General features: G+C 47.5%; 11 protein-coding genes. 2 read left to right on the top strand and 9 right to left on the bottom strand.

Annotated elements, in window-relative coordinates; all coding sequences use genetic code 11:
- Nucleotides 1–278 precede the first annotated feature (278 nt).
- Both IPL83_04940 and IPL83_04935 read right to left on the bottom strand, forming a co-directional pair.
- The gene (locus tag IPL83_04940; GenBank protein MBK9038501.1) at nt 279–2,063 is read right to left on the bottom strand and encodes a right-handed parallel beta-helix repeat-containing protein; all 1,785 of its coding nucleotides are present in this window, start codon (nt 2,061–2,063) and stop codon (nt 279–281) included.
- 220 nt (nt 2,064–2,283) lie between these two features.
- Nucleotides 2,284–2,424, bottom strand: a complete 141-nt coding sequence (locus IPL83_04935; GenBank protein ID MBK9038500.1) for a hypothetical protein — start codon at nt 2,422–2,424, stop codon at nt 2,284–2,286.
- Between the two features lie 134 nt (nt 2,425–2,558).
- Between IPL83_04935 and IPL83_04930 the strand changes: the two genes are divergently transcribed.
- A complete protein-coding gene (locus IPL83_04930) occupies nt 2,559–2,864 on the top strand; it encodes a hypothetical protein (protein MBK9038499.1) in 306 nt (101 codons plus the stop codon).
- Between the two features lie 454 nt (nt 2,865–3,318).
- On the opposite strand, the gene IPL83_04925 is transcribed toward IPL83_04930, so the two are convergent.
- From IPL83_04925 to IPL83_04915, 3 genes are all read right to left on the bottom strand, one after another.
- Nucleotides 3,319–4,110 (bottom strand): hypothetical protein, encoded by a 792-nt coding sequence (locus IPL83_04925; protein ID MBK9038498.1) that lies wholly within the window; start codon nt 4,108–4,110, stop codon nt 3,319–3,321.
- A 154-nt stretch (nt 4,111–4,264) separates the two neighbouring features.
- A complete protein-coding gene (locus tag IPL83_04920; protein MBK9038497.1) occupies nt 4,265–6,112 on the bottom strand; it encodes a hypothetical protein in 1,848 nt (615 codons plus the stop codon).
- The gene (locus IPL83_04915) at nt 6,109–8,253 is read right to left on the bottom strand and encodes a hypothetical protein (GenBank protein MBK9038496.1); all 2,145 of its coding nucleotides are present in this window, start codon (nt 8,251–8,253) and stop codon (nt 6,109–6,111) included. Before IPL83_04915 ends, IPL83_04920 begins: the two co-directional genes overlap by 4 nt.
- 451 nt (nt 8,254–8,704) lie before the next feature.
- On the opposite strand from IPL83_04915, the gene IPL83_04910 reads away from it, so the two are divergent.
- A complete protein-coding gene (locus tag IPL83_04910) occupies nt 8,705–9,670 on the top strand; it encodes a hypothetical protein (protein ID MBK9038495.1) in 966 nt (321 codons plus the stop codon).
- A 372-nt stretch (nt 9,671–10,042) separates the two neighbouring features.
- Here IPL83_04910 and IPL83_04905 read toward each other — a convergent pair whose 3' ends face one another.
- From IPL83_04905 to IPL83_04890, 4 genes are all read right to left on the bottom strand, one after another.
- Nucleotides 10,043–10,309 carry a hypothetical protein gene (locus tag IPL83_04905; protein ID MBK9038494.1) on the bottom strand — a complete coding sequence of 89 codons (267 nt, stop codon included), beginning with the start codon at nt 10,307–10,309 and terminating at the stop codon, nt 10,043–10,045.
- 265 nt (nt 10,310–10,574) lie between these two features.
- Nucleotides 10,575–11,255 carry a hypothetical protein gene (locus IPL83_04900; protein ID MBK9038493.1) on the bottom strand — a complete coding sequence of 227 codons (681 nt, stop codon included), beginning with the start codon at nt 11,253–11,255 and terminating at the stop codon, nt 10,575–10,577.
- A 387-nt stretch (nt 11,256–11,642) separates the two neighbouring features.
- Nucleotides 11,643–12,962, bottom strand: coding sequence for a hypothetical protein (locus IPL83_04895; GenBank protein ID MBK9038492.1), 1,320 nt, complete (start codon nt 12,960–12,962; stop codon nt 11,643–11,645).
- A 157-nt stretch (nt 12,963–13,119) separates the two neighbouring features.
- On the bottom strand, nt 13,120–13,524 hold the full coding sequence (locus tag IPL83_04890) for an AgmX/PglI C-terminal domain-containing protein (GenBank protein ID MBK9038491.1): 405 nt from the start codon (nt 13,522–13,524) through the stop codon (nt 13,120–13,122).
- Nucleotides 13,525–13,546: the final 22 nt, after the last annotated feature.

Raw genomic sequence — 13,546 nt, 5'->3', positions numbered from 1 at the left:
TATTACGCAATTGAATGAGCAATCAACCGACAAGCCAGGCAGAAATTCTCTGCTCGGTCTTTTGCCGATTTATCTCTCTCTGCTAGCTTGATGCTAAAGGACGACCGCTTCATGCGATGAGATGGAATGGGATGAGTCCAGATGTGGAGGAGACCGAAACCGGTCAAAACTCGAGTCGAGGCCGTCGCACACTACAAGAACCGGCGAACACCCATTGGGTCCAGAATCGGTTCCCCGGTGCAACTCAAACTACAAACAGATCATCGTTTGACGACCTCTTACTTACAGCAAAATGGCACATCGTAGGCTCTGCCAGCATCAACTTTTCCGTGATTGGAGCAGGCATCCGCAAAAGCGGATGTGCCACCAATGCCACCGCATGAAGCCAAACACTGACCACCTTTCACTCCCCAATGAGGTGCCGGATGATTTGCATCGCACACAGAAGTAGGTGGTGGCGGCGGCGGTGGTGGCGGCGGTGGCGACACAGGGGCTGGATCCTTACAGCAAAATGGCACATCGTAGGCTCTGCCAGCATCAACTTTTCCGTGATTGGAGCAGGCATCCGCAAAAGCGGATGTGCCACCAAGCCCACCACATGAAGCCAAACACTGACCACCTTTCACTCCCCAATGAGGTGCCGTATGATTTGCATCGCACACAGAAGTAGGTGGCGGCGGCGGCGGTGGTGGCGGCGGCGACACAGGGGCTGGATCCTTACAGCAAAATGGCACATCGTAGGCTCTGCCAGCATCAACTTTTCCGTGATTGGAGCAGGCATCCGCAAAAGCGGATGTGCCACCAAGCCCACCACATGAAGCCAAACACTGGCCATCTTTTCCTCCCCAACTGGGTGCCGGATGATTTGCATCGCACACAGAAGCAGGTGGAGGTGGTGGAGCGACATCTTGAGTCCACCAGTTCAATATTGCACCTTTAAAATTCATGACAGAATATTCAGAAATACTCGCACCTTGTACAAACTGAACATTGCGAATTGAACCTGGCGAAATAACCAAAGCGGCCGCAGTTACTGGACCTGCGCTCGAGAGAAAATTTCCGCCACAATTGGATACATTATTGGGTCCAATTTGAATAGGCACATTGACATCGGTTGCATCATTGATCAAAATTCCTACCTGCGCCCCAGTAATTTGATTATCAAAATACAATCCACCTTTGGTCGTCGCCTGATACCAAGGAGAGGCTCCAATCATAAAGCCAAAGCCACAACGAAAGTTTGCGCAATCAACCTTATTTCCAGTTATTGTCGATCCCGTGTAATCTCCAGGTCCTCCTGGCCAAGCATGAAACATCATCGCAGCAAATGTGGAGGAGGCAAAACTGGCACTGTGTTTAACTGTATTTCCAGAGATATTACAATTTGTGCAACCGCCGAAAATCAGGTCTACATCAGTGTTGTCTCTAAAATAGTTTCCTGTAATCGTGGCATTGATAGCTGACCCAACTGTCAAACCATCGGACCATAAATTTTGAACATTATGGACTCCATTGGCTGTAAAATAACTATCTTGAACCAAAAGATTCAACCCACCGCCAATCTCAACACCCGTTCCGCATAGGGCATTTGTCGAAGTCATGCCTACCAGGGATAGAAAATTGGAAGTTGCGGAAATATTCATACCATACCCATTGTCTCCACGTAAGCAGCCGTCGGCCTCGGGACTTGAGTACCTCTGATCTTTGTTACCGTCGATAACGATGCGATCTAATTCCACCTCGTTGCTTGTGATACGCAAAAAACTGCGGGAGATATTTGCCATAGGAGAAACGGCGCGAATGACGGCACAGTGTTTATCGACGTTGTCGGCGCAAGGGGGCGAAGCCTCATCAAGTCCCTGAGTTACAATTCGAACTGGCTTTTGAATATGAAGTGCTTGAGACACAAGATGCACCCCTGGCAACAGCTCTATAACCCCATAGGCGTCGGCCCTATCAAAACAAGATTGCAGGCGCCGGCCAACCTCGGCCGGAGTCCCTCCTGCCAGATCATCGCAAACCAAGGCTCCACCATCAAATATCACCCTAATTGCAGATGGCAACGAAGGTGAGAAACCCCAAAGAGAGTGATGCGCGCGAAACCCTTGGCAGTTATTAAAGGCAAAGACGACGACCAAAATCGAAAAAAAATATAAATTTTAGTTCTCATATTTTTCATAGAATCACCCCGTGTGCATTTGTCTCTGCACGCCGCGAGCCAATGCCAAGAAAGGGATAGAATGCGAGATATGCAAAAAATCGCAGCCAACGTATCAATTTGAATCAAAAATAAATAAGGTGACCAAAGTCTTTTCCTTTGCCCAAAGGAATCACACCCAATTCCTTCTTTCCATTCTTGTTATTACCAAGCGATTCTGCCACAAAAAATAATTGCCAAGAAAAAACGATCGCTTTTAAATTCATTGTGCGACACTCTCTGACCTGATTTCAGCCAACCACAATAAGGCGATTCTAGGCAGAAGTGTAGTCATGGAATCATGGGATCAAGGGATTTAGCTCAATCGCTTTAGATGTCACATCGCCCAAGCTGAGACAATGTGATAAGCAAGAAAAGAGCCAATTCAAAAATGGATTTTCACTCTTCCACTGGAGGAGATGGCGGCGCCGGCGGGTCCGGAGCTGGTGGTCCTGGATCCGGACCGGGATTTGGCGAACCCGGATCGGGATTTGGTGAACCCGGATCGGACGGTCCCGGAGGCGAGGGCGGATCCGGAGCTGGAGGCGAGGGACACGGGTCGTTACTGGAGTCGATGCTGTCACACATTGCTAAATCAGGCGAACACTCATTGGGTCGGATCACTCCCTCAGTACAGTTCAAACTGCCAGGGGTCGTCAGGCGATGATTTGGCGTAAATCCTGGGGCCGCCGGTGGCGCGCGCCAATAATCAGCAGGGGGACACGAGGCTTCGAAGCAACATTGGCCGTTCCGCTTCAGCAACCGCGATATGAAGGTCTTGATGATAAGATCCGTTTGACAACTCCTAACGTGGATCCCACAACACTGGCGAGTTTCATTGGACCCATTCACACACTTAACATATGCCGTCGCCGATAGAAAAGTCTCGGTCGTACCTACAGCATAAGGGCAAGTGAGCGGAGAGTCTCGACGAATATCCTCGGGACAACAGTGATCAAGCGGTGTCCCCTCAAGTTTTGGACAAAAATCATCGAGCTGCTCGCGACGATCTTCCGGTCGACAATCCTGATAAACTCTGGCCCAACCTCGGATCGCCGACAAGGTCAGAAAAGTGAGACAAAGATGTAGAAATAGTTTAAAACTCATATTGACCGTCAACCTCATGGCAAGACCTCTCCTGCCAAACTAAAATCTGATTGAGAGAAATGCATCTCTTGGTACATTTCTTCAGGCGCATGAACTGCTGTCTTGTAGAAATACCAAATTTGATCATTTCCTCCTCCTATTACAGAACGAGTCTTAAATGTCAGAAGAATCACATTGCCGCGCACCGGATGAGACAGCTTCAATCCAGGGCGGAACTGATCACCGGGATCATTATACGACTCCGTTCCCACTGTTGGTATTTGTTTAACATCTACCGCCCAAATCTGTCCTGTGCATTTTTCTGAATCGTCAGGACGCTTGTTCACCTCGACGAATGTCCGATAGCGATCGGGTAAATCACTGTCATAACGACGGACTTCTCGCCCCTGCAGATACTCCTCACGATTAATTAATCCATCACCATCCATATCGCTTTGATCATCTTTGATCTTCGGAAATCCACCCTCACGAATTTCAACCAAATCAATGATGCCATCCTTATCGGTATCCAAACCCTGAGCAGGATGATCATAAAGAATGTCAAGACCGGCAGCCTTGATATCGCAGTCGTTGAGGCCCAAGGCCGTCTCCACACCCGAGCATTGAACATCCACATCCGTGCAATCGGCTCGTCCAGTCAACCCCAAACACAAGCGATCGCTGAGGAGCCCACGACTGCGAAAAGACTGATGGTCAAATCCCAATTGAATTTCTTCGTTGTCGAAAAGTCCATCGCCGTCAGTATCTGGCTCAAGAATTCCTCCCCGCAATACGGAATTCAAATTCGTTGCTTGAAAAGACACCATGGTCTGATCATCCGCCAGACAAAATTCTCCTCTCCAAAAACAAAGGATGAATCGTAGCGCTCGAAAGAACTTAAGTCCTCCAAGCGGACATTGGAACATCCAATCAAATTCAGAGCAAATCCCAGAAATAAGAAAGACCATTTCTTAATCTTGGTCATTTAAGTGTCTCCCCCAGTTGCTTAAAGTCCTGAGACTTCAGAGACGTCTGACCAATAGGAATGAGACGCTGGCGTAGCACCACCGAACCAGTCCCATCGGGACCCGGGACTCTTTCTTCAAAGAAAGAGTATTGCACCTGCTGGAAGGTCCCGAAAAAACGGCTGGCCTCACCATTTGCATTCATCGCGTTGAGCCGGTAAAACAAAAATAATAGATGAGTGTTTTCACCATGGGCAAATTCAGGCGAGTGAGCTTGAGTGACCGCAGAGGTAGCAGAAACCGGAACAAATTCCAAATCCATGCGCCACGCGCCAAAATTGCAAGTCGGATCGTCTTGGGCTTGGCCCACGTATTTGGTTTGTATTCGAGCACGATCAGCGATCGTCAACGGGCCTTCATTTGCAAAGGGATCCGTGCCGGCAAGAAGTTCAGCTTGTGTTGCCTGGCCGTCGCCATCGGGATCGTCATTCATGTCCCGAAAAACTGGATCGGTTCCCTTAACCAGTTCAATCAAATCTGGCATACCATCGCCATCAGTATCCAAGCCAAAGCTTGGGCCCTTACCCAGTTTGTCTAGTTCAAGAATTTTTATGTCGCAGTCACTTAAGCCCGCACTATTAAACAGAGTTGATTCACAAATGAAGAGGGATCGCTTTTGTTGGCAGTTCGCTACACCGCCAAGACGATCGCAAATCCCATCGAGAACGCCAAGAACCTGACTGCGCGGATTCAGGGGATCAAAACCTTTTGCGATCTCCTCTCCGTCAGGTAAGCCGTCCATATCACTGTCCGCCAACAGCTGCCCATTGCGCCGGATGGTCGTCATGTTGATGGCCATCACGAAATCTGCCTGGTAGTCCACCGCAGCTTGACTGGCGACGGCTCTGCAGAGCGCCTCAGAAAAATCAGAGACTCGGGCCAGCTCCACTGCCCGACCGGTGTTACCATAGCGAGCGATCGTGTCCATGTACTCAACTTGTTCCAATCGATCGCCCCCACCCCCGTAGGAAATCGCATGAATCCGCATAGTTTTGTTTTTAGCGAGGCCCAATTGCATAAGGTAGCTCGTCGAGTCCGCGATTCCCGATAAATAGCAATCTTTGCGCTCCAATTCTGGCTTGAGGTTACACCCCTTTTGATACCCGTCATTCGGTACTCCATCGGAGACCATAAACAAATGATAGGTTTCGGTTCCGAGATGTTGGTCACTCGTCAACTCTTGAGAAATCAAATTTTCGCTGCAGGACAGGGCTGCACTGTAGCTGGTGGCGCCCAAAATCCCGGGCCAATCACTCGACGTCAAATGGTGATTCGTCCATTGCTCATACCAGGGGCGCTCTTCTTGCTGAGCTAGTTTGAAGGCATCTACGACTCCATTCGAATTTGACTGATCTTGAAATCTCGGATCGCAAGACAGGACTTTTTTAGCGCCATTTCGAACAATCGTTCCTGCGGAGTGACTCATTCCCATGATCGAAAACTGATTGCCGAATTGAGCTCCACAACCATTTAGAAATTCCTTTAGATAGTCGAACCGAACACCCTCTATATCCGTCTGCTGAGATGAATCCCAATAACTCATCCTTTGCCCCTGGGGTCCAGCTTGGTGAATCCAACCACCAATATTAGAAACCGACATATCAATCATGAAAATAAACTTGGTATTAGATGCAGGCTTCAGGTCGGTTTGCGGGCATATCAAAGCCGAAATGAGAAATGGAGCCTGGGAAACTTGACTCCCATATTCGGGGCTCTTCAAACGAACATCAGAACAGTTTTGAAAAAACAGCACAGCGGTAACCAAAGCGAAACCCAAACGAGAAGCTCTCCCCTTCGCAATCATTCCTCCACCTCGTAGTGAAGGTCCATCACTCTCATCTGCTCAAAGGCCGACAAGTCCAACTGCACACCACTGGCATTTGAGGCATCCGACATATTGAATTTGAGAATCCGCCAATTTACAACCTGTGGTTGATTCTCATCGACCAAGCGAACCAACACCATAATGCGGTTGGAATTCGCACGAATACTACAATTGAGGAGTTGGTGGCGCTCTGGAATGGGAATCGCGCCAAGATTATCAGAACTCCGCCCGAGCCGACTGAGATAAAGCAGATCTCGACTCTCAATATCTAGAACAGGGATGGGGGCGGCTAAAATATTCTTGAGCTCGACCCGGTAATTTTCGACGACGACGCCACCGAGCTGTTCATCTTCTAATCGCTCAGTACCCAGAAAATCGATAGCGGAATGAGAACGTTGCACCGAGGGAATCTGCTCGAGATAAAGTTTGGGTCCCAAACCTGCCGAAAAATTAACAAGATTTGGAATGCCATCGCCATTGGTGTCTTGGTCTCGATCTAATTCCAACGGGTTGAAGCCATAAACCCACTCTAAAAAGTCTGGAATGGTATCTCCATCCGTATCAAAGTCAAATGGATCTGTACCGAGAACGATTTCATCGCACTGATTGAGCCCGTCGCCATCGGAATCCAATTGAGGATCGCAAGCTGACCCCGACGCAAAGCTCTCACAACGCGAAGCAAAGGCCTGTCGCGCTACCAAACTATCTAGGCAATATCCATTGGTCCGGGTTTTGAGCGGATTAAGCCCACTTCTGACTTCCTCCACATCGGCGAGGCCGTCACCATCAGAGTCGATCTGCACCTGACCATTCAGGTCCAACCGCACATTGGGATTTAAGATGAACATTTGACTCATTTTAAAGAACCGAACATCGCCGGCAGTCGTTGCCAGGTTAAAGGGCGGAACTCCATCTCTCATTTGCCAAAGACCAATGCGACTATGACGTTCTTTAGCGATTTCCTTAAGACGCACAAACGCGTTTGATTCATTTGGATAACTCTGCTCAACCCGCTCCTTCTGGATCTGTAAAAACTCAATTTCGACCAAGCCAGCACCATAGAACTTCGGCAAGGCTTGAATAAGTGAAAGCTTGAGATCGAGAGCGGAATCAGTATTCAAATTGTGATCTCCCCATGAGCGCGTCATCGAGGCAACAAGAGAAGAACAAAATCCGGAGGCCTCGTTGCTTCCGCAAAGACTGTGGATCTTAAGGACATCCTTGACATTTTCTTGAACGGGATTAATGAGTCCATCTCCAAGATAAATAATCTTATAGGAGGTATCAGGGAGCACTCCTGTGTCGTTCAGATTTTTCATATCCTCACTCATGCGCGTAAAGATATCGGTAAAGACCTGACCGGGAGCACTGGTTCCCATCGTCAAATCCATCCATCGACCAGCCAATGTTTTATCAAGAAGCAAATCCTGATTTTTTTGGTTTTGGGTTTTCATCATCTCGAGCGATTGATCCAAGGCCAAATCATCAAGACCAATAAATTGACGTTTGATGGGATCGATCAAGTCTAAGGCCAACTGAGCGGTTCCACCAGATATCGGAATCACCATAATCTTGGTATTGCGTTGAGCTCGTGGCGTGAGCCCCTGTCGCAATTGAGCTATCCACTTCTCGAGGATTTGAAAGCGATAAGCCTCAAAATCGCTGCCGATGAAGGTTCCATATTGCTGACCTACCTCATAGGGTCGGGGAATAATTTGAGCACCCGCCTGCACAGGTAAGTTTGGATCAACATAACAACCGCGGGCGGCACCTCGCCCATCATTGATGTCAGCACCTGTATCTTTGTTTGGATCATAGGGACGATAGTAGGAATCGGTATGGAAAGTTGGTGAGACACCAACGTCGAAAGGGCAGGGACCAGAAAGCATTGAGCGCGACATATCAACCATGATCACATATCGTCGATACTGCTCGTAATCGGAAGGCGGAGAGAGGCGATAGGGATGACCGTTACTCTCAAAATCGCTTTCATAGTTATAGGCGAGTGAATGAAGGCGAACGTCGGAGCACTGTTGAGTCACAAATAATAGAGACGTGATGACAATGACCACGAGGCCAGTCACCCGATACTGTCTTGAATAATAGAGGTCCTGCGACACTTCCTTCTCCCACCCCTGCCAAGCCTCTCCAAATGAGGCGCTGGCAAACCAATCACTTTTTTGCCTATCTCTGTGCCTGTCCCTGTCGTTAGATATTCATAGAACTGCAAACTCAAGACCAAGCAGATCTAAGCAATGCCTCTAAGCAAGGACTTGAACCTGTCTATCCTCCTCAAAGTGTCTAAAAAATATCTCTCAAAAATGCTCCTTCAATAGAAACTTAATAAATTGGATCAAAGTGAGATTTCGGAGCTCCTGAAACTGTCAAAGCACAACGTCACATTTTAGAGCGACACCATTGCACGATTGAGCGTCGCCTTTTGAAATTTAAAAAATCCGACCTACCAAAATAAAAATTGGTTCTACTCTCCTCTCATTTGGCAATTGACATTCTGCGCTGCCGAGGGATACCTACACTGAAATTAACAGTCTGAAAAGGTTCAGTTCTCTCATGAAAACCTCTGCGATTTTTACGATATTTTTATTGTTTTCCACCACAATCGCAATTGCGGAAGAACAAGCGAAGCAGGAGGCACAGAAGCCCTTGCTGAGGCGCAAAGCGACATCCAAGGTTCGCCGATTGACGGATATGATTGATGATCTCTTCGGTACCCAACGAAGGGATGAAAATCGCCAGTTTTCAACACTCCGCCTTTCGGGTCGGTACGCAATTTTGGACGGTTCCCCTAGCGAAACTTCTTACAACATGCGACTCATGCTAAGACCGGCAACCTTTCAAAATTGGTCAGCCCAGGCCAACCGGTGGATGAAACGAAAAAAAGGCAAGGTGCGCAACTTTATACGTCCAAAGCAAACGGAGTCCTTCACCGTCGAGAAGAGCGAGGAAAAAGACAACAGCGAATTGATCGAGAGAACCGAGATAGAAGAAGACGAGAACGCTTCCGATGAACCCGGGATTCGTGACCCTTGGAGGCCCGCGTTTGAGCAACGGTATCGTCTTGACCGCAACAATTTTTTTGACGGACGGCTCAAAACCACCAAAGACATCGAATGGGGCAACTTCCTGCACCACCTGGTCTTCGACGTTCGTTGGTCGATGCCAAGGCAATGGGAAAGTGCGCTTTCGATAGTCTCTTCTTATTCACTCACGGATTGTCTGCTGTTTCAGTTCGGAAATTCGTTTAACTGGCTCCTTACTGCGCGCGATTTCGAAAGCAATCTCGGGCCTTCGCTTGCCTATACCATTTCACCTAATAAAGCCATCTCATTGTCCTTCACTGCGGCGGTGGGAACTGCCCCTTGGTGGGTCAATGCCTTCACGATCACCTCGGTCTATCGCCAACATATCTTCGAAGATTGGATTGACATTTCAATCAGTCCATATCAGTCCTACCCACGGTTACAAAATTTTCGGGCCGAGACGGGAATCGTCTTTAACGCGGAGGCTGTTTTTTGAAAGGTTCCCAGCAAATTCTAGTTCTTGGGCCGAATATAGGGACCTGGCCTACTTATGTGCCGGCATAAAAGTTTTGTAGGTCCTAGAGAGAGCCTATCGAATTATTAAGGAATGGTGGACTCTGATGTCAAAAGCCATGTTGCGTTTTATTCTTGTGATACTTTCATTTGCTGGTCACGTCCAGCAGCATCGCTCACATTGTGAACACTGCACCAAGCCGAACTCGATCCTGAACCCCTGAGATTTGGTTCAGCAAACTCCCTCTGTCTTGGATACAACAAATTCACCGAAGGCTTGCGGGCATGTTGGTTAGGAGATTTTAAATCCCAGGCGGAATCCTCGTTGGCCAGTTTATAAAAATTAACTCTCAGCCTAATTTTGAGTGCAAGTGATCTTATCTTCCTTACAAAATGAAACCAAGGTCTTGTCGTGACATTTTTCTAAGACTTCTGCGCGAGCCTCTTTTTCGGTCTTTCCGATAGCAGACACCCGATGGCCCATGGACTGGAGTTTACAAGTGTAGGTGGAAACGATTTTAAGCCGGCCTTCAGAGAGATCGAGCGCTTTCGTCCCGTTGTTTTTATTTTCATCATTAGGATGAATGAGCTTCATTCCTGCACAACCGGTCAAAAAAAACATCACAATAACCAAATACAATATGGATTTTGACATGAGATAGCCCCCATTCCTTCTCCCATTGATTTTGGTTGATTCTGAAAAGAGAAGTCAATAAAGGTTTAAACTGGCCCACGAGAATGTTGGCTAGAAAATCTAGATTTTAATGCAGCGGTTAGCCCGCAAGCCTTCGGTGGATTTTTGGAGATGGGAACAACAATCACGTGGGCCACATTAAATTCCTTTGCGGTTGAGATTCCACCCGCAAAGGAGAGATATCTATCTTGAATCAGTTCGCAATAACGTCTGCGATTTTCTGTCTAAAATCCATTAGTTTGCCCCTGACCTGATCAACATATACGAGCACAACAACATGAACTGGATTCAAAGGATTCAATTTTGCTTTGTATTGATCAAGACTTGCAACCACAGCATCAACTCTCTGAACAATCTGCCCCAGAAGAGCATCGATGCGATTTTCGATGAGTTCCAAGCGGGCGATCAATTTATCCAGCTTTTCAATGAGTTTTGCGTGCGCGGGATTTGTAGGATCCAACCACTCTTTCGCCTCGTCCAGCTTGGCCCTAGCTTCATCAAGTCTTTCTGTAACCTGATCGAGAAAAGCCAAAACCCTATCAAAGGCTTCCTGCAATTTCTTGAGTACATCAAGAGCACTCTGAGCTCCTGTCCTGTCAGAAGAGAGATTCAAGCCAAGAAGACTGCCCCTTGAATCCACGAGACTCTCTATCTGGAGAGTGGCATCGGAGAGTGCAGTTTCAGTGAGGTCTGCAACGACACTGACTTGATTCACCTTAGCTGGAAGTTCGCTCTCCGGTGAGTTATCACCTAGTGATGTCTGATCCGAACCAACTGCCGTTCTTTCCTGAAAATCTTGCTGGCAAGCCATCGTCATAAGACCTAATGAAAATAAAACTGCCTGAGTGATTATGATCCGTTTTGTCAATCCCACACGTCCCCCTTTTGAAAGTCATTTTGTTGACTCTTTACAAAGCAAGGAAGGAGCCGTCCCAAGGTCGAGATATTTGATTGAAAACCACAGAAAAACGTTCAGATCCAAATCACTCCATAGAAAATTGACAAGTCTGCCGAGATTGCCGTGACGTGACTTTAGACAGTTTTTCAAGACTCGCCCTAAGGCGAGGCTGAAAATGAGAGAGACCCTCTGTTCATCATTCCAGATTGCGACAATTTGTGCCGCCTCCTCAAGCGCAGTGATTGGCCAAACGGTTGGGGCAACACTGAAACTCTCTCTTTTTGTTTAAATCTTAAACCTCATGCGCATGTATTCGCGTTACTCAAATACAGCGCATAAGTTGGAAGGACAAGAACTGTGACTTCAATGTCCCGGATTGACCATCCTGGCACAGCTTCGAACTAACCTCTGCCACCGACTTCGAGTCGGTTTTTCCTCACCACTGTGAATCTCTCTATAGATTCGTGCATCAGTGGCCTTATCGTAGACATAGGTCTGGGCAGCTTTGGGAAGAGTTTGAAGAAAAAAGAATGCCATCTGTGCGTATGTGCCAAGATTGCCAGGGATAATCCAACCAAGAACACGACCGGAGTTATTGATGACCACGCCAAAGGTTTCAAGGACATACCTACGAGGTGCCTTTAGCTTGCCTTGCCTCTGTTGAAGCCCAATATCAGTCTGAAATTGTCCCATGACCGCGTTGTACCAGACACCTTGAATCGCCGCCTGAATCACTGCGGCCGTCAAAGCCAGCTGTCCATCAACAGGAATTGGTTGTCCACCCCATAAAGTGGGAAGTTGCGAAGCTCCCATTCCTGCTCCATAAAGAATCATTCCGTAGGCAAAATTAACTCCAATATTTTTTATTCGACCGATAACGGGTCCACCACTGAAGAATTTGTTCCAAAATCTGTTCATTCCTCTGGCAGCAAACTGGTACTCCAAAGCTGCTGAAGCCACCCCCACAGACACAGCTGGAACCCCGGCAATGAGAAATTCCCTCGCGGGGATATCCAAGCTGGGCAAACTCAAGGTGGCTGCTGCTAAAGCCACTCCAACACCCAATCCAATACGAAGGGGCTGGACCATTTTAATCTTATCTCTTGGGAGGGCCGTTGGGTCCTCCATGTTAGTATCCTCAGAAGCGGCAAACACCAAGTTATTCAAGCCCATTTCAACAAATCTCTGATTGAGATAAGTAACTGATTCAACGGCATTTGGGTGAACTCTTACCGTCACAGTGTATTTCCCATCAGCTTGGGTCAACTTTATTAGGCCTTGTAATTTTTTGTTCTGTGCCAAGGCCAATTCAATTTGCTGAACAACCCCAACTGGCCCATATTTTGCGAAAATGTCCCCAAGCCCATCTAAAAATAGGGCAAACTCCTTTGTGGGCTTAGCCACTTGGATCTTTTCTCCTTCAACCTCGATAGGTTGCGACTCTACAAGCTTCCCGTCTCCCTCTGCCAATGCGCCTATACCGTCAATGACCTGCAGCTCCGGGTTTGTATCTGTGTCACCAGGATCAGCATAAGCCGCTTCTTGATCCTTACCAGCATCCGTGAAGATAATTGCGAAGGCAGCCTGCCCCCACCCAAATGTCAAAATAGAAACCAATACAAGAGACCAAGCTCTCACTAGAAATGAACTTCGTTCCATTTTTGCAGGCATCAACAATACCATTTTCTCCTCCATCAAGTGGCACAAACAAATAGGCAAATAAAGAATCTAAGAAACGCCCCAGTAACTAGTCCTATTTTGGGTATTATTCAAAAGATAACTTAAAAAAATTCGCTTGAAGCAAATTTCCTCGGGAATTTTTTTCAACTAAATAAAATGATTAAGGGGACTTTGCTGGAGGCAAAGCTCTCTCAACAAGACTCGTCCACCGGAATGCGTAGGTCACTGTGGTTTTTGTAAAAATTTGAGTAGGCGGAAATTTAAGGCGATGCAGCAAACTCAAAAAACAATCGCCAACAGCAAGATCTCCAAACGTGTTCTGCGCCACGAGGGGGTTCAAAACCTCACCTTTGTCGTTCACCGTCCACTGAACAGAGATCTCGCCCTCTCTGTCTTTTTTCTTTTTCACAAGATCATCGGCACATTTTTTAGCAGGAGCAAGATTTGCTTCAAAATGACGGATCGCCACTTCTGGGTCAGCCGCTCTGCGATGAGAAATCGATTGGCAACCCGTTGTCACGAGGGCGCCAATCACCGTTAGAAGTGCAATCAGATATGTGTTCATTTCTTCTCTCCGTCTTGCTTCA

This window comes from Bdellovibrionales bacterium, from assembly GCA_016716765.1.
GTDB lineage: Bacteria > Bdellovibrionota > Bdellovibrionia > Bdellovibrionales > UBA1609 > JADJVA01.
The sequence above is the reverse complement of the archived record's forward strand: the minus strand, read 5'-3'. Positions and strand labels throughout refer to the sequence as shown.

Coding starts and splice junctions, on each gene's coding strand:
- IPL83_04935 (MBK9038500.1), bottom strand. CDS start 2,424: ATGAATTTAAAAGCGATCGTTTTTTCTTGGCAATTATTTTTTGTGGCA.
- IPL83_04925 (MBK9038498.1), bottom strand. CDS start 4,110: ATGGTGTCTTTTCAAGCAACGAATTTGAATTCCGTATTGCGGGGAGGA.
- IPL83_04920 (MBK9038497.1), bottom strand. CDS start 6,112: ATGATTGCGAAGGGGAGAGCTTCTCGTTTGGGTTTCGCTTTGGTTACC.
- IPL83_04910 (MBK9038495.1), top strand. CDS start 8,705: ATGAAAACCTCTGCGATTTTTACGATATTTTTATTGTTTTCCACCACA.
- IPL83_04905 (MBK9038494.1), bottom strand. CDS start 10,309: ATGTTTTTTTTGACCGGTTGTGCAGGAATGAAGCTCATTCATCCTAAT.
- IPL83_04895 (MBK9038492.1), bottom strand. CDS start 12,962: ATGGTATTGTTGATGCCTGCAAAAATGGAACGAAGTTCATTTCTAGTG.
- IPL83_04890 (MBK9038491.1), bottom strand. CDS start 13,524: ATGAACACATATCTGATTGCACTTCTAACGGTGATTGGCGCCCTCGTG.